Genomic DNA, 20451 nt, shown 5'->3' on the forward strand with positions numbered 1-20451 from the left:
CCAGTGACAGTTCTTTGCCTCCGAGTGACGTTTATGCAGCTCCGCCGCGAAGCACGGACATCTTCTCGAAGTACTCGTCGTCCGTCATCTCCCCGCGGGCGTACCTCTCGGCGAGGATCCGCTCCGCGGTGGCGGTCGGCTCGGTGGGCGCGCCCGGGGTCGCGGCGGCCGAGCGCCTGGGCCCCCACCAGCCCTTGCGGAACCCCGTGACGGCGAGTGCGATGGCCGCCACCCACAGCAGCCCCCAGGTGAGGGGGAAGATCGGCCAGAAACCCGCGGCGGGACCCCAGTGAGGCGCCGACATGACGATGGTGTGCATGTTCTCCTCCTTCGAACGCTGTGACTCAAGGGTCCTGCGCAGGAGGCCGCGGCGAATCGCACGCCGGGCTCTGTCGCGACTGCGCCCGGGGGAGTGTTCAGGCCGCGGTCGCGTACGACGCCGGGGGTAGACCGGGGAAGCGCCTCAACCGATCGGTTTGCGGGCGTCGATGAGGAAGCGGGCCGAGTGGGCCGTGAACGGCCCCTCCGACTCGATCAGCTCGTGCAGCTCGCGCAACCGGTCGTGGAAGCGCTCGACGGAGAAGCCGGGCACGATCCAGATCACCTTGCGCAGGAAGTAGATCACCGCCCCGACGTCGCGGAACTCCATGTGGAGCCGCTCGGAACGCAGGTCGACGACCTCCAGCCCGGCCGCCTCGGCCGCCGCCCTGGCCGCGCCGACGTCGCGGGTGTGGGAGTGCTGCGGGCCGAGGAAGAACTCGGTCAGCTCGCCGGCGGTGCGCGGGCCGATCTGCTGGGAGAAGTACGCGCCGCCGGGCCGGAGCACGCGGGCGATCTCCGTCCACCACGTCTGCACGGGGTGGCGGCTGACGACCAGGTCGAAGGCGGCGTCGGCGAACGGCAGGCGCGGCTCGTCGTCGTCGGCCACCACCCACGCGCCGCGCGGGCGCAGCCGGGCGGCGGCCAGCTTGAGGTTGGGCGGCCACGACTCGGTGGCCACGGTCACCGGCGGCAGGGTGGGCACGCCGGCCAGCACCTCGCCGCCGCCGGTCTGCACGTCGAGCGCGCTCCTGACCGTGGCCATGCGCTCGCCGAGCAGTTGCGAGTAGCCCCAGGACGGCCGTTCTTCGCTGGCCCTGCCGTCGAGCCAGGAGAAGTCCCATCCGGCCACGGAGACGGATCCGGCTTCCTGCACCAAGTCGTCAAAGCTGCGCCCCATCCCTCGACCTTCTCAACCCCCCGGCCTCCGCTCAACCGAATATCTTCCCCTAACGCGGGCGGCCGTCGCCGGAGGAGGTCAGGTCGCGGGGCGGTTGCGCGGGCGGGTCCCGCACTCCATGGGGAACGACGACTGGGTACGCGTGATCAGGGCGACCTGCGACGACCCGCCCGCCGACACGCTGCTCATCCGCCCCCGACGGCTACGTGGCCTGGGCGGGCGCCGACGGGGCCGAGGAGCGGCCGAGCGCTGGTTCGGGGGCAGCGCCGTCAGAGCCAGCCGGGTTTGACCAGGCCGGACTCGTAGGCGATCACGACGAGCTGGGCCCGGTCGCGGGCGTGGAGCTTCATCATGGCCCGGCTCACGTGCGTCTTGGCCGTCGCGGGCGACATGAACAGCCTGGCCGCGATCTCGTCGTTCGTCATGCCGGTGCCGACGAGGGCGAGCACCTCGCGTTCGCGCTCGGTGAGCTGGTCGAGGCCGTCGGCGGCGACCGGCTCCTTGGCGCGGGAGGCGTACTCGGCGATGAGCCGGCGGGTCACGCTGGGCGACAGCAGCGCCTCGCCGGCCGCCACCACCCGCACGGCCTGGATCAGCTCGGCGGGCTCGGTGTCCTTGACGAGGAAGCCGCTGGCGCCGCCGCGCAGCGCCTCGAAGACGTACTCGTCCAGCTCGAACGTGGTCAGGATGATGATGCGCGGCCCCTGCGGCATGCGGCGGGTGGCGGTCAGGCCGTCGGTGCCCGGCATGCGGATGTCCATGAGCACCACGTCGGGGCGGTGCTCGGCGGCCAGGCTGACGGCCTCCGCGCCGTCGGACGCCTCGGCCACCACGGTCATGTCGGGCTGGGCGTCGAGCAGCGCCTTGAAACCCGCGCGGACCAGCGCCTGGTCGTCCGCCAGCAGCACCTTGATCATGAACTCTCCTCGGGTAGGGGCAGCCGGGCCTCGACCTGGAACCCGGCTCCGCTGGGACCGGCGACGAGGCTGCCGCCGAGCGCGGAGGCCCGCTCGCGCATGCCGGGGATGCCGTTGCCGCTGCCCTCGTCGGACAGCGGGGCGGGGCTGGTGGCGCCGGTGTCGGTGACCCGGATGACCAGCTCGTCCTGACCGTATTCGAGCCGCACCCGCACGTCGGCGCCCGGCGCATGCCGGCCCGCGTTGGTGAGCGACTCCTGCACGATCCGGTACGCCGCCCGCTCCACCTGCGCAGGCAGCGGCCTGACGCCGTCACGTTCGAGCGTCACCCGCTGCCCCGAGCGCTCGGCCAGCTCGTCGAGCCGGTCGAGCCCGGCGGTGGGCGAGCGGGGCGCGCCCTCGCGCAGCACGTTCAGCACCGAGCGCATCTCGCCGAGCACCTCCTTGGAGGCCGTCTTGATCGTGGCCAGCGCGGTCCTCGCCTGCTCGGGGTTGGCGTCCATGAGGTGCAGCGCGGTGCTGGCCTGGACGTGGATGAGCGAGATGTTGTGCGCGAGCACGTCGTGCAGCTCCTGCGCCATGGTCAGGCGCTCCTCGCTGGCCTGCCGCCTGGCCTCCTCCTCGGCGGTGCGCTCGCGTTCGAGCCGCCGCTCCTTCACGATCCTGACCAGCTCGGCCACGACCATCAGCAGCATGACCGCGGTGATGATGGCGCCGCTGTGGAAGAAGTCCCTGGTGCCCGTCATCCAGGCGTAGCCGATGAAGGACAGCAGCGTCAGCCCTGCCATGCTCCAGGCCATCGTCCGCCGGCCCCGTACGACGAGGAGGAACAGCAGGACGGACGGGCTGATGAAGGTCGGCCCGTAGGCGTAACCGGCGATGAGGAACGCGTCGCACGCCACCAGCGCGCCGATCGTGGTGAGCAGCGGGAAACGGCGGTGCAGCAGCACCATGACGGGACCGACCGCGAGCAGCGCGAACGCGCGGCCGTCGAGCGGCTCGCGCCAGCCGGCCTGCCCCCAGGACGCGCCCCTGGCGATCACCATCTGGGCCACGGCCACGATCAGGGCGAGATAGGGGTCGAAGCCGGACTTCCTACGCACGGGACCACGCTAAGTCAAGCTTCTGACCAGCGCATCACCCTGATGTGTGACCAGGCCCTACCACAACGGGCGTAGCTGGGTCATCGTGGGAACCATGCGCCGTGCGATCTTCTCCGCAGCAGCAGTCCTCCTCTCCCTCGCGTCCGCGCCCGCCGCGGCGGCTCAACAGCAGCCCCACCAGCCCCAGAAGGCGCCCGTCGCCGAGGGGTACGGCGGCGCCGTCGCGACCGTCGACCTCGACGCCACCAAGGCCGCCATCTCCGTGCTCAGGAAGGGCGGCAACGCGGTGGACGCCGCGGTCGCCGCGGGCGCCGTGCTGGGCGTCACGGAGCCGTACTCGGCGGGCCTGGCCGGCGGCGGCTTCATGGTCTACTACGACGCCAGGAAACGTAAGGTCTTCACCATCGACGGCCGGGAGACCGCGCCGCGCGCCATGACCAGCAGGTCGCTTGAGGGCATCCCGTTCGACGAGGCCGTCACGAGCGGCCTGTCGGCGGGCGTCCCCGGCACGGTGGCCAACTGGGACGTCGCGCTCAGGAAGTTCGGCACGCTCTCGCTCAAGCAGGCGTTGCAGCCGGCCATCGAGGTCGCGTCCAAGGGCTTCGTGGTCGATCAGACCTTCCACGACCAGACGGCGGCGAACGCCGGCCGCTTCAAGGACTTCACCTCCACCGCCCGCCTCTACCTGCCGAACGGCGCCCCGCCGCCGGTCGGCTCGGTGTTCAGGAACCCCGAGCTGGCCGCCACCTACCGGGAGCTGGGCAAGCGGGGCCCCGGCTGGCTGTACGGCGGCAGGCTGGGCCAGGAGATCGTGGCCACGGTCAAGAAGCCGCCGGTCACGCCGGGCAGCACCCGTAACGTCAGGCCCGGCCTGATGGAGCTGTCGGACCTGCGCGCCTACCGGGCTCCGCTGCGCGAGCCGACGAAGGTCTCGTACAAGGGCTTGGACGTGTACGGCATGGCGCCCCCCTCCTCGGGCGGCTCGACGGTCGGTGAGGCGCTCAACATCCTGGAGGCGCTGCCGCAGGTCGGCCTGCACGAATACCTGGAGGCGTCGCGGCTGGCCTTCGCCGACCGCGGCGCGTACGTCGGCGACATCCCCCGTGTGCCGCTCAAGGAGCTGCTGTCGGACGGCTTCGCCAAGGAGCGCGCCTGCCTGATCGGCCAGACCGCGATGGCCCACCCGGCCGCGCCGGGCAACCCCGACGGCCGCTACGGCGCCTGCGAGCAGCCGACCGGCGCCGCGACCCCGGTCGCCAAGGAGGGCCCGGAGACCACCCACCTGGTGGTGGCCGACCGCTGGGGCAACGTGCTCGCCTACAACCTGACCATCGAGTCCACCGGCGGCAACGGCATCGTGGTGCCCGGCCGCGGCGTGCTGCTCAACAACGAGCTGACCGACTTCACCTTCGGCCCCGCACCCGGCGACCCGAACCTGCCGGGCCCCGGCAAGCGGCCGCGCTCGTCGATGGCGCCGACGCTGGTGTTCGACGACGGCAGGCCGGTGCTGGCGGTCGGCTCGCCCGGCGGCTCCACGATCATCACGACCGTCCTGCAGATCCTGCTCAACTGCTACGACTTCGGCATGAACCTGCCCGAGGCGCTGGCCGCGCCGCGCGCCACCCAGCGCAACACCGAGCAGACCCAGGCCGAGCCCGCGTTCCTGGCCGCGCACCAGGCCGAGCTGGAGGCTCAGGGACACGAGTTCGCGCCGAACCCGGAGATCGGGGCCGCCACGGCGCTCGAGTTCCTCGGCAGGGGCCGCGTCCAGGCGGTGGCCGAGCCGACCAGGCGCGGCGGCGGCAGCGCGATGGTGGTCTCCACGCGCCGGTGAGTCACGGGATGAGCTGGAAGGCGCCGGGTTTCATCCGCTTCGTACGCGCCCAGTACTCGAAGCTGAAACCCGGCCAGATCGTCCGGTTCACCCCGTGCTCGTCCAGGTACCAGGAGTGGCAGCCGCCGGCGTTCCAGACCAGGGGGTCGAGCCGGCGGCGCAGCCGCTCGTTGAAGGCGCGCTGCGCCTCGGACCGCACCTCGATGGCCCTGGCGCCGGTGCGGGAGAGCAGGCGCAGGCACTCCAGCACGTAGCGGACCTGCGCCTCGATCATGAAGACCACCGAGTTGTGTCCGAGCCCGGTGTTGGGGCCGAGCAGGAAGAACAGGTTCGGGAACCCGGCGGTGGCGACGCCCAGATACGCCTCTACGCCGTCCTTCCACGCGTCCTGGATGCTCATCCCGTCGCGGCCGGTGATGTGCTGCTCGGTCAGCGCGTCCACCACCTTGAATCCGGTGCCGTAGACGATCGCGTCGGCCGGGTGCTCGACCCCGGCCGCGTCCACCAGCGAGCGTGGCCTGATCTCGGTGATGGCGTCGGTGACCAGGGAGACGTCCGGCCTGGTCAGGGCCGGGTAGTAGTCGCCGGCGAGCAGGATGCGCTTGCAGCCGATGACGTAGTCGGGGGTGAGGGCGCGGCGCAGCTCGGGTTCGGGGACCTGCTCGCGCAGGTGGCGCAGCGCGAGCCGCTCCTGCGCCTTCATCAGGCGCGGGTGCACGGCGAAGCCGAGCGCCCTGGTCTCCAGGGCCCAGTAGATGGCGTACCGCAGGGCCCTGGCGGCGCCTGGCAGGCGCAGCAGGCGGCGGGCCGTGGGCGGGAAGGCGAAGTCGGGCTTGGGGTGCACCCAGGGGGCCGTGCGCTGGAAGACGGTGAGGTGGCGGGCGGCGCCGGCGAGCTTGGGGACGAACTGGACGGCTGAGGCGCCGGTGCCGATGACGGCGACGCGTTTGCCGGTCAGGTCGATCGAGTGGTCCCACTGGGCGGAGTGGAAGGCGGGGCCGGTGAAGGACGCGCGCCCGGGGATGTCCGGAAATTTCGGGATGTGGAGGGCACCGATGGCGGAGACGACCGCGTGCGGGCGCAGCGTCTCGCCGTCCTCCGTGGTGACCGTCCAGGTGCGGGTGGGGTCGTCGTACTCCAGGGAGGTGACGCGCCGGCCGTAGCGGATGTGCGGGGTGACGCCGTACGCGGCGGCGCAGGCGCGCAGGTAGCGGCGGATCTCCTCCTGCGGCGAGAACATCCGCGACCAGCCCGGATTGAGGGCGAAGGAGTAGGAGTACATGTGCGACGGGACGTCGCACGCGCAGCCCGGGTACGTGTTGTCGCGCCAGGTGCCGCCCGGCTCGCCGGCCTTCTCCAGGATGACGAAGTCGTGGTAGCCGGCCTCTTTGAGCTTGATGGCCATGCAGATCCCGGCGAAGCCGGAACCGACGATGACGATGCCTGGTCCGCTCACTGGCCCTCCCGGCGGGTCCGCCTATTGGACTGTGCATCCAACATAGAGAGGATGCCCTGGCCGGGTCCAGAGTACGGGCCGAACCTGCGGGAACGACGAATCCCCGCCACGGCCTCCGCGGCGGGTGATGCGGTCGGCTGGCTACTGGAGCAGCAGGAAGGCGACGACGCCGACGACGACGATGGCGGCGACGACCGCGATGATGGGGACGAGCGGCGACTTCTTCGGCTTGGCTGCGGCCTCCTGCTCGCGCGCGTTCGCGAACGCGCGGAAGGCCTGGGTGTTGCCCGCCGGATCGATGTGCTGGTCAGACATGGGCAGCAGCCTAGCGTTATCCTCTGCGTCGTTTGCGGCTTTTGGTGGGAACCATTGGGCCGGGCTGATTAGGGGACCGCCTCACCCGGCAGATAGCTTTGAAGCATGCTGCGGACCCTGCTGTCGCCCCGTCTCCTGGGGCTGCACCTGCTCACCATCGGGGTCCTCGTCGCGTTCATCCTGCTCGGGCGCTGGCAGCTCGGCGTGTTCGAGGACTCCGGCAAGCCGCGGTCCGCCACCGACCCCGCGCCCGTCGCGGTCGCCACGCTCGCCCAGGTGGGCGCGCAGATGAGCGGCGAGTCGGTGGGCCGCAAGGTCACCGCCGAGGGCGTCTACGAGGCCGGCGGGCAGCTCCTGGTCGCCGACCGGCGGGCCGACGTCGACGCGCCGGGCGGCAACGTCTCGCGCGGCCACGGCTACTGGGTGCTGACGCCGCTCAGGCTCGACGACGGCACGCTCATGCCCGTCGTACGCGGCTGGGTGGCGAAGGACAGCGACCCCGCGATCGCGTCCGTGCCGGAGGGCCGGGTCACGGTGGCCGGCCGGCTGCGTCCCCAACAGGGCACCGACAGCGTGCAGCGGCGGGCCGAGGGGCTGCCGCAGGGCCAGGTGCAGACGGTCTCCACGGGCGAGCTGGTCAACCTGTGGTCAGGCCGGCAGGTCCGCACCGGCTACGTCGTGGCCCAGCCGCCCTCGGGCCCGCTCACCCAGGTCAAGGTCGATCCACCGGTGGTCGGAGGAGAGCTGACCTGGCGTAATCTGGCTTATGCCGCCAACTGGTGGATCTTCGCTGGATTCGCCGTCTTCATGTGGTTCCACTTCGTGCGCGACGCGGTGCGGCGCGACAGGGACCGCGGCACGTCGTCCCCTGAGATGGTTCTGGAAGGTTAACGGTGGAATCGGCTCTCAAACCCTTCCGGGTGCTCGCCTACATCGTCGGCGTCATGCTGCTCGTGCTCTGCGTCGGCATGGTCCTGCGCTACGGCTTCGGCCAGGAGGCGTTGTCGAAGATCGTCGCCCCCATTCACGGCGGGCTCTACATGATCTACCTCGTCGCCGCGATGAACCTGGGCATGAAGGCTCGCTGGTCGTGGCCGTACCTGCTGGGCGTCATGCTCGGCGGCACGGTGCCGTTCCTGTCCTTCTACGTGGAGCGAAGGGTGACCCAGCGCGTGCTGAACGCGCCGGCCGCGGCGGAGGCGTGACGGCCTCCGCCGCCCGGCGGTGACTCAGCGGCCGATGCCGCGCCTGCGTGCCCTCTTGAGGCGCTCGCGCTGCGACGGGTCGAGCATCAGGTAGCCCACCACCGGGGCGGCGACCAGGCCGAGGAGGACCAGCAGGGTGACCCATCCCGGCAGGAGCCACCACGAGAGCAGGACCGCGGCACCCGCGCCGATCAGATACTTCTGGATTGGCGACATCCTCGAAACCCTCCGAACGCGGAGCGCGCGCTCCGCCTCTTTCCACATTCTGCGTCGCCTGTCCAACGTGTGAACCAGGCGCCTTGGTTCCGTCTCGCGATGTATCTCAATTGTTGCACAACGGTCATCACGGGCGGGCGCCGGTGATCTCACGCAGGTCGCGGCGCAGTTCGTCCAGTGTGGGACGTTCCAACGGGTTGGCGGCGAGCAGCCGGAACAGCACGGGAGCCAGCGGTCCCGCGCGGGTCAGCGCCGCGCCGGGCGCGGGTGGCGCGCCCTCGACGGCCATGAAGAGCGTCGCGCCGAGCGACCACAGATCCGCCGCCTGGGTCGCCGCGCCCTCGGGAGCCGAGTACGCCGGGAGCGTTCCCGCCCGCAGCAACGGCATCAGCCTGGCCCGGCCGAACGCGTCGATCAGCACGTTGCCCGGCTGCACCCCGCCGTGGAACTCGCCCCATGCCGCCAGCCGGTCGAGCACGTCGAGCCCGATCGCCGCCACCTGGACAGGCGGCAGCGGGCCCGCGGCGGCGACCACGACGTCCAGCGGGCGATCGACCGCCAGCCGGTCGAGCGTCTCGCGCACCACCTCCATGGACGGCGGCCCCGACGGGTGCAGCATGGCCCGCAGCAGCGACCTGAACGGGTCGGCGCCCTCCGCCGGCACCTGGCCGGGCGGGCGGCCCTCCACCGCGAAGTGCAGCGTGGCCGCCAGCGACCACAGGTCCGCCGACGGCAGCATGCTCAGGCTGGGATGGCCGAAGCCGCTCAGCACCGCCCGCCCCGTCGTGGTGAGCAGGACGTTGCCGGGATCGACCCGGCCGTGCACGATGCCGGCCGCGTGGGCGGCGGTCAGCGCCGACAGCAGGCACACGCCCGCCCTGGCCGCCTGGGCGACGGGGAGCGGGCGGCGGGAGCGTACGACCTGCTCCAGCGACGTGCCCGCGACGAACTCCATGACCAGCCACGGCACGCCGTCCTCGATCAGCACGTCGAGCACCCGCACCACGAAGGGGTGCCGTAGCCCGCTCGCCCTGCGCGCCTCGAACAGGGCGGCCTCGCGCAGCTCCGGCGGCACCCGCAACTGCCTGACCGCGACGTCGCGGTGCTCCGCCTCGTCGAAGGCCAGGCGCAGGGAGCCCGTGCCAAGCGGATTGAGCAGGCGGTAGCGACCGTTCAGCTTCCTGGTCTCACCCATGTTGAGTGCACGATAGCGCCACGGACAGGGCTCGGCCATCACGAGGTGCCGGCCGCCAGCCAGGCCTCCTGCGCGGCGTGCACCTTGCTCCACAGGGCGTCCTTCTCCTGCGCGCTCACGTCGTCGAGCGGCAGGCCGAAGATGTCGGACAGCGCCGCGTAGTAGTCGCGCGCCGAGTCGAGCGTCACCGACAGCGACGTGTTGCCGTAGCGGGTCAGGGTCAGGCCGCGCAGGCAGTCCACGCCGTACGCGTCGCGCCGCTGCACCACCGCGACCCGCACGAACCCGGACGTCGGTGACGTCGTCAAATGCTCGTGCATCGCAGCGAACGCCGACATCTCCGCCGGTTCCGGCGCCAAGTCCATGCCCTGGAACGAGCCACTCGGGTCGTGCTCCAGCCGCCACCCGCCGGGCGCCACCTCCGAGCGGCGCAGCCCGTACGTGAAAGGCCCCTGCTTGTAAGAGCCCTCGACCAGCGGCAGCGGCTCGTGCAGAGCGTCACCCAATCCCACGTCCACCAGCCACTCGCCGCCCGGATTGTCCACAGAGGGCAGGTCGCTCACGGTCAGCACCAGATGGTTGGCGGTGATCCCCGGCTCGGAGTTCCGCAGCTGCACCCCGCCGACGTGCCGCGTCACCCGGTAACCCAGCGCCGCGAGCAGCGCCGAGAACGCGCCGTTCAGGTGGTAGCAGTAGCCGCCGCGCCCCCTGAGGATGCGCGCGGCCGAGTCAAAGGGATCGACCGTCGTGGGCCGGCCCAGCCAGATCTCCAAAGCCTCATAAGGCACCCGCTCGACGTGCGCGGCGTGCAGCGCCCGCAGCGCCTCCGCGCTGGGGGGAGCGCCGAGCAACGAGGGCAGGCCGAGACGGGCGAGATAAGCGGTGGTTTCCATCCGGCAATTCTGCACGGATTGTGCACGACTTCGGCAGTGTCGTCTGCACAGCCCGCTTCTAGGCTTTCGTACGTGGCAGAGCAGCGACGCATCCTCGTGGTCGAGGACGACGTGACGATCGCGCTGGCCGTACGGAACAGGCTGGCCGCCGAAGGGTTCGACGTCAGGGTGGCGGGCGACGGGCAGGACGCCCTCATCCAGTACGGCAAGGCGGAACCCGACCTGGTCATCCTCGACCGGCTGTTGCCCGGGCTCGACGGGCTGGAGGTGTGCCGCCGCATGCAGGCCGCGCGGCCCGTGCCCGTGCTGATGCTCACCGCGCTCGGCGAGGAGACCGACGTGCTCGTCGGGCTCGGCGTCGGCGCCGACGACTACCTGGCCAAGCCGTTCAGCATGCGCGAGCTCGTCGCCCGCATCCACGCCCTGCTCCGCCGCGTCGAACGCGCCGCGCAGCTCGCCGCCGAGGACACCGTGATCAGGGTCGGCGAGGTCGAGATCGACACCGCCGCCCGCCGCGTCTTCGTGCGCGGCGCCGAGGCCCAGCTCACCAGGACCGAGTTCGACCTGCTGCGCCGCCTCGCCGAGCGGCCGGGGCACGTCTTCGAGCGCGACCGGCTGCTGTCGGACGTCTGGGGCTTCTCCGAGGCCGCCGCCACCAGGACCGTGGACAGCCACGTCCGCGCGCTGCGCCGCAAACTCGGCTCCGACGTCGTGCGCACCGTGCACGGCGTCGGCTACGCCCTGGTCGGCCGATGAACCCCCTCGACTTCCTCGGCCGCATCAAGGTCAAGCTCGGCATCGTGATCGTGCTGGCCGTCGGCACCGCGTTCGTCGTGAACGAGGTCGGCATCAACTCCGGGCTCTCCCGCGAGCTGCGCATCGCCGTCGCCGTCGTCCTCGCCCTCATCATGGTGCAGGTCCTCGCGATGGGGATGACCAAACCGCTGCGCCAGATGGCCCGCGCCGCCCAGACCATCGCCAAGGGCGGCTACAGCCTGCGCGTCAGCGCCACCTCACGGGACGAGGTCGGCGAGCTGGCCCGCGCGTTCAACGCGATGGCCGCCGACCTCGGCGAGGTCGACCGGCAGCGGCGCGAGCTGGTCGCCAACGTCAGCCACGAGCTGCGCACGCCCATCACCGGGCTGCGGGCCGTGCTCGAGAACGTCGTGGACGGCGTCTCCGCCGCCGACCCCGTCACCATGCGCACCGCGCTCGCCCAGACCGAGCGGCTCGGCCGGCTCGTCGCCCAGCTCCTCGACCTGTCGCGGCTCGACTCCGGCGTGCGCCTCATCGAGGCCGAGGCCGTCGCGCTCGCGCCGCTCGTCGAGCAGGCCGTGCGCGAGGCGGCGCTGGCCCGCGAGGACGTCTCCATCCGGCCGGCCGTCCCTGACGACCTCGTCCTGCGGGCCGACCCCGACCTGCTGGCGCAGGTGCTGGCCAACCTGCTCGACAACGCCGTACGGCACAGCCCGCCCGGTGGGACGGTCACCGTACGCGGGGCCGCCGTCGGGCCCGGCGTCCGGCTCGCCGTCGAGGACCAGGGGCCCGGCATCCCCGCCTCCGCCCGTGCACGCGTCTTCGAACGCTTCTCCCGCCTCGACACCGGCCGAGCCGCCGACTCCGGCGGCGCGGGGCTGGGGCTGGCCATCGTCAAGGAGATCGTCGAGCTGCACGGGGGCGCCATCCGCATCGACGACTGCGCGGGCTGCCGCATGGTCGTCGACTTACCAGGGAGAACCACGATGGCCCACACCTCCGACCTCCCCCACGGCACCGCCGCACCGTCCGTGACCGCTGTCACGCTCCCGGCCGCCGGGGACGGAGAAGACCCGCTGGCCGGCGGTCCCCCAGCGGCTGATGCGGCAGAGACAGGCCCTGCCGTGGCTGGTGTCGCGGGGGCAGACCCTGCTGTGGCCGGTGCCGGTTCCGCGAACGTTCAGACCGAAAGTGTGGACGCTCAGATTGGAGGTGCGGGCGCGCATGTCGATGGACTGGCCGCCGGGGACGGCGAGGCGGATGCGCATGGCGCCGGTGCCATGACCTCCGATGCGGCGGGGGCCGGCGCCGGCCGGCCGTACTCGGGGGCGGGGGCCCCGGCGGCGGGGTTCGGGGGCGGGGCCGGGGGGCTGGTGCGGATGGTCGCGGGTGGGGGCGTCGGGGTGCTGGTCGGGTTCATGGTGGGGATGTTCGCCGCCGTGCTGGCCAGTGTGGCCATAGGTGACATGGCGGCGCTCGTGACGCTCATCGGCTGTACCGCGCTGTTGGGCGCTGTCGGTGCGGCCCTGGGGGCGGGGTCGGGGCGGCGTGCGGCGGCGGCGGAGTATCACCGGCGTCAGGTCGCCTACCACCAGAGCACCGCACAGCCCCCGGCCTCCGCGAGCAGGTCGGCCGCGACGGCCGGTGCGACGAGTCGGTCCGATGCGGAAGGTGCGACGAGTCGGTCCGATGCGGGGGGTGCGCAGGACGCGACCCAGCTCGGCGCGGGAGGTCAGAAGGACGCGGCACAACCCGGTGTGGGGAGCCGGCAGGGCGCGGGGGCGTCTGGCGGCGTGGGGCAGGCGGGTGGGCGGGAGCCGGCGCAAGGGCAGGTGGTGGCGGGGCAGGTGCTTGTGGGGCAGGGTGGGGGGCCACCCCATGTGCCGCCGTACGTGCCGCCGCCGCTGTTCCCGCGGCCCGAGCTGCCTGAGCCGCCCGGGTGGATGGTGCCGGCGGCGGCCGGCGCGGGGGTGTTCGCGGCGGTGGCGCTGCCTGAGGCGCAGGTGGGGCTGGGGATGGTGCTGGTGTCGGTCGTGCTGGGCGGGGCTGCGCTGCCGGCGATGCTGCGGCGGATGACGCCGTGGACGGTGGCGTTGGGCGGGACGGCGTACTGGCTGATCTCCATGGCGGCGGTGCGCGACGCGGACTGGCTGGTCGCGCTCCTGCTGATCGCGGGCGCGGGGCTGGGCGCGCTGGCCGTGTCGGGCGCGGGCGCGGGCTGGCTGGGCGTGATCAGGGGCGGCTGCTCGGTGCTGCTGGCGCTGGGCCCGGTGCCGTGGTTCCTGGCGATGCCGATGAAGCGGCTGACGGCGCGGCGCAGGGTGCTGCCGATGCTGGCGGCACTGGGCATCACGGCGGTGCTGCTGCTGGTGTTCGGGCTGCTGTTCGCGTCGGCCGACGCGGTGTTCGCCTCGTACGTGGACCGCCTGACCGCCACCCCGGCCTGGGCGGAGACGATCCCGCTGCGGATCTTCCTGTTCGGGCTGTTCGGCGTGTTGCTGGCCGCGGTCGTGCTGGTGGCGCTGCGGCCGGTGGCGGACCCGGCGGGGCCGGGGGCGAAGTTCCGGGTCAGCACGAGCATCTGGCTGGTGCCGCTGACGGGGGTGAACCTACTCTTCGCGGCGTTCGTGGCGGTGCAGATCAGGGTCCTGTTCGGCGGCGACACGCTGGTGCTGCGGACGGCGGGCCTGACCTACGCCGAGTACGCCAGGCAGGGCTTCTTCCAGCTCGTGGTGGTCAGCGTGTTCGTGCTGGGCATCGTGGCCGTGGCGGCGGGCCTGCTGAAGGTGGACCGGCGCGAGCGCTGGATGCTGGCGGCGCTGCTCGGCGTCCTGTGCGGGCTGACCATGGTGGTGCTGGCCTCGGCGCTGCACCGGATGAACCTCTACACCGACGCGTACGGCCTGTCCCGGCTGCGGCTGTCGGTGCAGGCGACGGTGTACTGGCTGGGCGCGCTGTTCGCGCTGGTGCTGGTGGCGGGCGCGGCGCGGCTGGCGGGCCGCAGGCCGGGCTGGCTGCCCCGGACGATCGTGCTGGTCACGGGCCTGAGCCTGGGCCTGTTCTCGCTCGCGAACCCCGACCTTCAGGTCGCGCGTACGCAGGTCGAGATCCGCGGCGTCACCAACCTCGACTCCGACTACCTGGGCGACCTGGGCGCCGAAGCGGTCCCGGCGCTGGACCGGCTGCCCGAGCCGCAGCGCAGCTGCGTGCTGCACGACGTCGTCCAGGCCAACGGCCTGGACTACCCCGAACCGTGGAACGGCTGGAACCTCGCCCGCGCCCAAGCGCGAGCCCTGCTGGCCGAGCGCCCTGTGCGGTATCACCCGGACTGCGGAGCGGTGCGGGCCGGCGGCTCTGATTGAATCCTGGAGTGACCTTCGACGTAGTGATCAGCGGCGGCCGGGTGCTCGACGGCACGGGCGCCCCGCCGTTCCGCGCGGACGTGGCGATCTCGGGTGATCGCGTCGCGGCGGTCGGCAGGATCGACCCGGCAGGGGCGGGCGCGGTGATCGACGCGACCGGGCGCTTCGTGGCGCCGGGGTTCGTCGACTGCCACGCCCACGGTGACGCCGCCGTGTTCGATCCGGCGGTGCAGCGGGCGGCGTTGCGGCAGGGGGTGACGACGTTCGTGCTGGGCCAGGACGGGCTGTCGTTCGCGCCCGGCTCGGCGGCCACGGTGGCCTACGCCTCGCGTTACTTCGCCGCGGTCAACGGGGCGCTGACCGACGGGCCGCTGAGCGTGCGCGAGCTGCTCGACGGCTATGACGGGGCGGTGGCGCTGAACACCGCGTACCTGCTGCCGCACGGCACGATCCGCTACGACGTCATGGGCCCGTCGCCCGACAAGGCCGCGCCTTCCGATCTCGACGCGATGGTGCGCCGCGTCGAGCAGGGCCTGTCGGAGGGCGCGGTGGGGCTGTCCAGCGGCCTCGAATACCTGCCGGGACGCTACGCCGACGCGGCGGAGCTGGCCGCGCTGTGCGCGCCGCTGGGCGGGCTCCCGTACGTCACCCACATGCGCGCCTACGGCGAGCGCGCCGAGACGGGCATGACGGAGGTGATGGAGATCGCCGAGCTGTCTGGGGCCGCGGTGCACGTCTCCCACCTGCACGGACCCGCCGACGTGCTGCTGCCGCTGGTCGAGCAGGCGCTCGGCAAGGGCGTCGACCTCACCTTCGACACCTACCCCTACCTGCGCGGCAACACGATCCTGGCGATGGTCGTGCTGCCGCCGTCGGTGCCGGGCGCGGAGCCGGAGGCGGCGATGGAGATGATCGGCTCGGGCGTGCTGGACGACTGGTGGCCGGCGCTGGACGCCGTCTGGCCGCGCCTGACCGTCTCGCACGCGCCGGGGCTGGAGTGGGCCGAGGGCCTGACGATGGTCGCGGCGGCCGAGCGGGCGGAGGTCTCGCCCGCGGAGTTCTGCCGGCGGCTGCTGACGGAGACGCGGCTGGAGGCGGGCGTGGTCACGGCCCGTCCCGACGAGGGCCCGCAGGGCGAGCAGTCCGTACGCCGCATGCTCCGCCACCCCTCGCAGACCGGCGGCTCCGACGGCATCTACGTGGGCGGCCACCCGCATCCGCGCGGCCACGGCGCGTTCGCCAGGTTCCTGGCCAGGCACGTCAGGGAGCTGGGCGACTGGACGTGGGAGCAGGCGGTGACGCACCTGTCGGCCCACCCGGCGCGCCGCTTCGGCCTGCTCGACCGGGGATTGCTGCGGCAGGGCTGCGCGGCGGACGTCGTGGTGTTCGACCCGGCCACGGTGACCGACCTCGCCACCTACCCGGCGCCGCGCACGCTCGCCGAGGGCGTGGACGACGTGCTGGTCTCGGGCGTGCCCGTGCTGACGCGCGGCGAGCTGACCGGGGCCACCCCCGGCCGGGCGCTGCGGCCGTGAGCGCGCGGCCGGAGAGCCTGGTTGGGATAGGGTCGGACCCGGACGAAGGGGGTGTGGTGCCGGCGATCCTCGGTCAGTCGGTCTTCGACGGCGGCCTTGAGTTTCCCGCCATGGTGGTGCACCGCGACGCGCTGGAGCACAACGTCGCCACGATGGCGGCCTTCGCCCGCGATCACGGCATGGAGCTGGCGCCGCACGCCAAGACGCACATGTCAGCGGAGATCGCCGCGATGCAGCTGTCCGCCGGCGCGTGGGGGCTCACGGTGGCGACGCTGCGGCAGGCCGCGACCGTCAGGGGCTTCGGCGTGGGCCGCGTCATGGTGGCCAACCAGGTGGTCGATCCCGCGGGGCTCGCCTGGGCGGCGGCCGAGCTGGACCGCGACCCCGGGTTCGAGCTGCTGAGCTTCGCCGACTCCGAGGCGGGGCTCGACCTGCTCGCCGGGCACGCGGGAGAACGGCCGTTCCGGGTGCTGGTCGAGCTGGGTCACGAGGGGGGCCGGGCCGGCTGCCGCTCGCTGGAGCGGCTGCTTGAGGTGGCCGCGTACGCGCAGCGCACGCCAGGCGTGGAGCTGGCCGGGGTGGCGGGCTACGAGGGCGGGCTGAACAGCGCGGAAGACGTCCGGAAGTATCTGGCGGCGCTGCAGGACGCCGTCGAGTACGTCCGGCTCAAGCGTCCCATCCTGACCGTCGGCGGCAGCCAGTGGTTCGACGTGATCGGCCGCGAGCTGGTCGCCACCCAGGCGCGGATCCTGCTGCGCAGCGGCGCGTACGTCACCCACGACGACGGCTTCTACCGCGAGCGCACCCCGTTCAACCGCATCGACGGCGAGCTGCGCCCCGCGCTGGAGGTGTGGGCGCACGTGCTGTCCACCCCCGAGCCCGGCCTGGCCATCGTCGGCATGGGCAAGCGCGACGCCCCCTACGACGAGGGCCTGCCGATCCCGCGCCGCGGCGGCGTCACGATCATGAAGATGCAGGACCAGCACACCGTGGTCCGCGCCGCCGGGCTCAAGCCGGGCGATCTGCTGGCCTTCGGCATCTCCCACCCCTGCACCGCCTTCGACAAGTGGCGCGTGCTACCGCTGGTGGACCGGGATTACCGTGTCGTTGGCACGATACGCACCAACTTTTAGGGAGATCTCGTGAAAAAGGAGCTCAGGACCACAGAGGGCGCCGCCCCGGTCGGCGCCTACTCCCAGGGGCTCGTGGTCGGCGACTTCGTCTTCACCTCCGGCATGGGCCCGCTCGACCCCCACACCGGCGAAGTCGTCGGCGACGACGTCGCCACCCAGACCCACCAGGTGATGCGCAACCTCGGCGCGATCCTCGCCGCCCACGGGCTCGGCTACGACGACGTCATCAAGGCAACCGTGCACCTCCAGCACGTCAAGCGCGACTTCGCCGCCTACAACGAGGTCTACAAGTCCTACTTCAACCAGCCGTACCCGGTGCGCACCACCGTGGGCTCCGAGCTGATGGACATCCTGGTCGAGATCGACTTCGTCGCGCACAAGGGCGCCTGAGGCGCGGCTGTGGACAGTTCGGTGTACGTCTTCGTCGAGGACCTGCGCGGCGAGGGCGTCGAGCGGGTGCTCGACAGGCTCAGCGGTTACGGCGTGTCCGGCGTCACCGTCGGCGCCGTCCACCACGCCTCACGCGACGTCACCCCCCACGGGCTGTCCCGGCTGACCCTGCGCCACGACGGCACCCACTTCACGCCGCCGCCCGAGCTGTTCGACGGGCTGCGGCTGCGGCCCGTGCCCGGCTACACCGACGCGCTCGACGGGCTGGCCGAGGCGTGCGCGAAGCGGTCGATGAAGCTGCACGCCTGGACGGTCTTCCTGCGCAACGCCACCCTCGGCACCGCCCATCCCGACGTGACCGTACGCGACTGCTTCGGCGACCGCGGCTCGCTCACCGACCTGTGCCCGGCGCACCCCGACGTGCGCGACTACGCCGTGGCGCTGGCCAGGGCGGTGGCGCGGCTCGGGGCCGACAGCGTGGTGGCCGAGTCGCTGCACTTCAGGCCGCTCAAGCCGCAGCGCTCGTTCGTGCCGCTCGGGCCGATGGATGCCTACCTGTTCGGGCTCTGCTTCTGCGACTACTGCCTGCGCCGGGCGACCGACCTGGGCGTGGACGCAGAGGTGGCGCGGGAGGAGTGCGCCCGCATCGTGGGCGGCGTCTTCGACGGTGACCCTCCCGCGCAGGGCGAGGTCACCAGGGCGGCGCTCACCGCGTACGCGGGGCCCGACGTGGTGGCCTACGCCCGCGCCCGCTCCGAGACCGTCACCACGCTGGTCTCCGAGGTGGCGTCGGCGGTGGCCGACGAGGGCTCGAAGCTGGTGTTCATCGACTCGACGGGGGCGGTCAAGGGATACGCCGACGGGCTGCCCACCCCCGGCCTGGCCGCTCACGACGCCTGGCAGTTCGGCGTCGACCTGGTGGCGCTGGGCGACCTCGTGCCGGCGTTCGGGGTGCTGGCGTACGCGCGGGACGCGGCGCGGGTGGCCGACGACGTGGGCGCCTACCTGCGGTCCGTGGGCAAGGACCGCGAGGTGCGTGCGGTGCTGCGGCCCGGCCACCCCGACAGCGACTCCACCGACCGGCTGATGGCCAAGGCACGCGGCGCCAAGGCGGCGGGGGCGATGGCGGTCGACTTCTACGCGTACGGGCTGGTGCCGTACCCGGTGCTCGACCGCATCCCGTCCGCGCTGGCCGAGGCGCCCTGACCGGGCCTCACTCGACCGGGCCTCACTCGATCGGGGCGGCCTGCGCGCCGAACATCGCCGCGGCCTCCCTGCCCCTCTCCTGGTTCTCCTCGACGTAGGGCCGCAGCTCCGACTCGTAGGCGGCGAAGGCCGCCGCGTGGTCGCCGCCCGACTCGGCCAGGCACCGAGCCAGGGTCCACGCGCCGATGAGGGCCTGCGAGGTGCCCATGCCGCTGGTGGGCGCCGCGCAGTAGCCGGCGTCGCCGACCAGCGCCACCCGGCCGCGCGACCAGCCGTCCAGGACGACCTGGCAGGAGGAGGCGAAGTACAGGTCGTCGGCCGCGCTCATCGCCTCCAGCAGCCTCGGCACCTCCCAGCCGCGTCCGGCGAACGCGTCGCGTACGGCCTGTTCCTGCGTACGGCGGTCGCGGTGGTCGAGGTCAGGGCCGTCGGTGGCGAAGGAGAGGCTGACCGTGAGCGGGGCCGCCGGGTCGTGACCGAACAGCAGCACCGCCGAGCCGGGTGAGGTCTGGATCAGCGAGCGGTGGTCGAGCCCGAGGTGGTTGGGGGCGCTGAAGCCGACGCCCGACATGCCGAGGTGGCGCAGCGCGCCCGGCTGCGGGCCGAAGGCCAGCCGCCGGACGATGGAGTGCACGCCGTCGGCGCCGATCACCAGGTCGAAGTCGCGGGTCCCGGCGCGCTCGAACGCGACCGTGACGCCGGTGTCGTGCTGGGTCATCGCGGTGATGGAGTCGTCGAAGACGTACGTCACGTCGTCCGCGGTGCGGCGGTGCAGGATCCTCGTCAGCTCGCGCTTCGGCACCTCCAGCTCGCCGGCGAACGTCTCGCTGGGCAGCTCGGCGAGCACCTCGCCGTGCTCGTCCACCATCGTCGTGCCGCGCATCATCGTCTCGTGGGCGCGGACCTCGTCGAGCACGCCCATGTCCGCGAGCACGTCGAGCGCCCGGCCGCGGAAGTCCACCCCGTAGCCGCTGTCGCGCAGATGCGGGGCGCGCTCGACCACGGTCACGGAGCAGCCGTGGCGGTGCAGGAAGTACGCGAGTGCGGGGCCGGCCACGCTGGCGCCCGAGATCAGAACCGTCGTCATGGGGCCCGACTGTACGCGCGTCTTGTCCATTTGGTCAAACCATTTGGGCAAATATCTCGGTATGCTGCCGGGCATGGGAAACCGGGAGGATCTGCTGGCGGGCGCCAAGCGCTGCCTGATCGAGCGCGGGTGGGCCCGTACGACCGTGCGCGACATCGCCGCGGCCGCCGGCGTCAGCCACGCCGCCATCGGCTACCACTTCGGCTCGAAGGAGGCGCTGCTCACCCAGGCCCTGGTCGAGGCCGTGGACGAGCTCGCGGAAGAGCTGGCCCGCCGGGCCCCGACGGACCGGTCTGAGGAGCACTGGCAGGCGCTGATCGACAGCTTCACCACGCACCGGGCGCTGTGGGTGGCTCAGCTCGAAGCCGCGGTGCAGGCCGAACGCTCACCCGAGGTCCGCGAGCACCTCGCGAAGGGCCAGCGGCTGGGACGGGAGGGGATGGGCGGCTCGGTCCCGCTCGCCCTGGTGAGCGGCCTGATGCTGCAGTGGCTCGTGGACCCCGGCCACGCACCGTCCGCCGCGGACGTGGTCAGCGAACTGCGCTCACTCCAGGGGCTGTGACCCGCGCCGGTCACCTGCCCGGCCCAGGGGCACGAGGGTCACGCGCGCCCGCGCCGGCGCACGCCAC

The 20451-nt window shown here is 72.6% G+C and carries 20 protein-coding genes; 10 read left to right on the top strand and 10 right to left on the bottom strand.

Going from position 1 to position 20451, the window contains the following annotated elements:
• Positions 1-31: 31 nt before the first annotated feature.
• The 4 genes from ABZW11_RS01850 to ABZW11_RS01865 form a co-directional block, all read right to left on the bottom strand.
• The gene (locus ABZW11_RS01850; protein WP_355411544.1) at positions 32-319 is read right to left on the bottom strand and encodes an SHOCT domain-containing protein; all 288 of its coding nucleotides are present in this window, start codon (positions 317-319) and stop codon (positions 32-34) included.
• Between the two features lie 144 nt (positions 320-463).
• Positions 464-1219, bottom strand: coding sequence for a class I SAM-dependent methyltransferase (locus ABZW11_RS01855; RefSeq protein ID WP_355411546.1), 756 nt, complete (start codon positions 1217-1219; stop codon positions 464-466).
• 269 nt (positions 1220-1488) lie between these two features.
• Complete coding sequence (locus ABZW11_RS01860; RefSeq protein ID WP_355411548.1) at positions 1489-2136, bottom strand: response regulator transcription factor; 648 nt, start codon at positions 2134-2136, stop codon at positions 1489-1491.
• The gene (locus ABZW11_RS01865) at positions 2133-3239 is read right to left on the bottom strand and encodes a sensor histidine kinase (RefSeq protein WP_355411550.1); all 1107 of its coding nucleotides are present in this window, start codon (positions 3237-3239) and stop codon (positions 2133-2135) included. The genes ABZW11_RS01860 and ABZW11_RS01865 overlap by 4 nt, the downstream gene beginning before the upstream one ends.
• A 94-nt stretch (positions 3240-3333) precedes the next feature.
• Here ABZW11_RS01865 and ggt point away from each other — a divergent pair, with 94 nt between their 5' ends.
• Positions 3334-5073: a gamma-glutamyltransferase gene (ggt, locus tag ABZW11_RS01870; protein WP_355411552.1), complete on the top strand. Its 1740-nt coding sequence runs from the start codon at positions 3334-3336 to the stop codon at positions 5071-5073.
• Position 5074: 1 nt separating this feature from the next.
• Here the strand turns inward: ggt and ABZW11_RS01875 are convergent, their stop codons facing one another.
• Together ABZW11_RS01875 and ABZW11_RS01880 are read right to left on the bottom strand one after the other, a co-directional pair.
• Positions 5075-6529, bottom strand: a complete 1455-nt coding sequence (locus ABZW11_RS01875; RefSeq protein WP_355411554.1) for an NAD(P)/FAD-dependent oxidoreductase — start codon at positions 6527-6529, stop codon at positions 5075-5077.
• A 141-nt stretch (positions 6530-6670) separates the two neighbouring features.
• Positions 6671-6844 carry a hypothetical protein gene (locus ABZW11_RS01880; RefSeq protein ID WP_345396849.1) on the bottom strand — a complete coding sequence of 58 codons (174 nt, stop codon included), beginning with the start codon at positions 6842-6844 and terminating at the stop codon, positions 6671-6673.
• 105 nt (positions 6845-6949) lie between these two features.
• Here ABZW11_RS01880 and ABZW11_RS01885 point away from each other — a divergent pair, with 105 nt between their 5' ends.
• Positions 6950-7735, top strand: a complete 786-nt coding sequence (locus ABZW11_RS01885) for an SURF1 family protein (RefSeq protein ID WP_355411556.1) — start codon at positions 6950-6952, stop codon at positions 7733-7735.
• 2 nt (positions 7736-7737) lie between these two features.
• Positions 7738-8049 carry a DUF3817 domain-containing protein gene (locus ABZW11_RS01890; RefSeq protein ID WP_355411558.1) on the top strand — a complete coding sequence of 104 codons (312 nt, stop codon included), beginning with the start codon at positions 7738-7740 and terminating at the stop codon, positions 8047-8049.
• Between the two features lie 24 nt (positions 8050-8073).
• Here ABZW11_RS01890 and ABZW11_RS01895 read toward each other — a convergent pair whose 3' ends face one another.
• The 3 genes from ABZW11_RS01895 to ABZW11_RS01905 form a co-directional block, all read right to left on the bottom strand.
• The gene (locus ABZW11_RS01895; RefSeq protein ID WP_355411560.1) at positions 8074-8265 is read right to left on the bottom strand and encodes a hypothetical protein; all 192 of its coding nucleotides are present in this window, start codon (positions 8263-8265) and stop codon (positions 8074-8076) included.
• Positions 8266-8392: 127 nt separating this feature from the next.
• On the bottom strand, positions 8393-9460 hold the full coding sequence (locus ABZW11_RS01900; protein ID WP_355411562.1) for a protein kinase: 1068 nt from the start codon (positions 9458-9460) through the stop codon (positions 8393-8395).
• 38 nt (positions 9461-9498) lie between these two features.
• Positions 9499-10353, bottom strand: coding sequence for an arylamine N-acetyltransferase (locus tag ABZW11_RS01905; RefSeq protein WP_355411564.1), 855 nt, complete (start codon positions 10351-10353; stop codon positions 9499-9501).
• A 72-nt stretch (positions 10354-10425) separates the two neighbouring features.
• Here ABZW11_RS01905 and ABZW11_RS01910 point away from each other — a divergent pair, with 72 nt between their 5' ends.
• Genes ABZW11_RS01910 through ABZW11_RS01935 form a run of 6 tightly spaced genes read left to right on the top strand, consistent with a single transcriptional unit; the run spans position 10426 to position 18735 of the window.
• Positions 10426-11109 (top strand): response regulator transcription factor, encoded by a 684-nt coding sequence (locus ABZW11_RS01910; RefSeq protein WP_355411566.1) that lies wholly within the window; start codon positions 10426-10428, stop codon positions 11107-11109.
• Positions 11106-14471: a DUF4153 domain-containing protein gene (locus tag ABZW11_RS01915; RefSeq protein ID WP_355411568.1), complete on the top strand. Its 3366-nt coding sequence runs from the start codon at positions 11106-11108 to the stop codon at positions 14469-14471. Before ABZW11_RS01910 ends, ABZW11_RS01915 begins: the two co-directional genes overlap by 4 nt.
• Before the next feature lie 8 nt (positions 14472-14479).
• Entirely contained in the window at positions 14480-16006 is a 1527-nt protein-coding gene (locus ABZW11_RS01920) for an amidohydrolase family protein (protein WP_355411570.1), read from the top strand.
• A 56-nt stretch (positions 16007-16062) separates the two neighbouring features.
• On the top strand, positions 16063-17139 hold the full coding sequence (locus ABZW11_RS01925) for an alanine racemase (RefSeq protein ID WP_355411572.1): 1077 nt from the start codon (positions 16063-16065) through the stop codon (positions 17137-17139).
• 9 nt (positions 17140-17148) lie between these two features.
• Positions 17149-17529 carry a Rid family detoxifying hydrolase gene (locus tag ABZW11_RS01930; RefSeq protein ID WP_355411574.1) on the top strand — a complete coding sequence of 127 codons (381 nt, stop codon included), beginning with the start codon at positions 17149-17151 and terminating at the stop codon, positions 17527-17529.
• A gap of 9 nt (positions 17530-17538) precedes the next feature.
• Positions 17539-18735: a hypothetical protein gene (locus ABZW11_RS01935; protein WP_355411576.1), complete on the top strand. Its 1197-nt coding sequence runs from the start codon at positions 17539-17541 to the stop codon at positions 18733-18735.
• Between the two features lie 22 nt (positions 18736-18757).
• Here ABZW11_RS01935 and ABZW11_RS01940 read toward each other — a convergent pair whose 3' ends face one another.
• A complete protein-coding gene (locus tag ABZW11_RS01940; protein WP_355411578.1) occupies positions 18758-20011 on the bottom strand; it encodes an FAD-dependent monooxygenase in 1254 nt (417 codons plus the stop codon).
• Here ABZW11_RS01940 and ABZW11_RS01945 point away from each other — a divergent pair.
• Positions 19896-20384 carry a TetR family transcriptional regulator gene (locus tag ABZW11_RS01945; RefSeq protein WP_355411580.1) on the top strand — a complete coding sequence of 163 codons (489 nt, stop codon included), beginning with the start codon at positions 19896-19898 and terminating at the stop codon, positions 20382-20384. The two genes, ABZW11_RS01940 and ABZW11_RS01945, sit on opposite strands and share 116 nt — an antisense overlap.
• Positions 20385-20451: the final 67 nt, after the last annotated feature.

Source organism: Nonomuraea sp. NPDC004580, from assembly GCF_040609855.1.
In the GTDB taxonomy this organism is placed as follows: Bacteria; Actinomycetota; Actinomycetes; order Streptosporangiales; family Streptosporangiaceae; genus Nonomuraea; species Nonomuraea salmonea.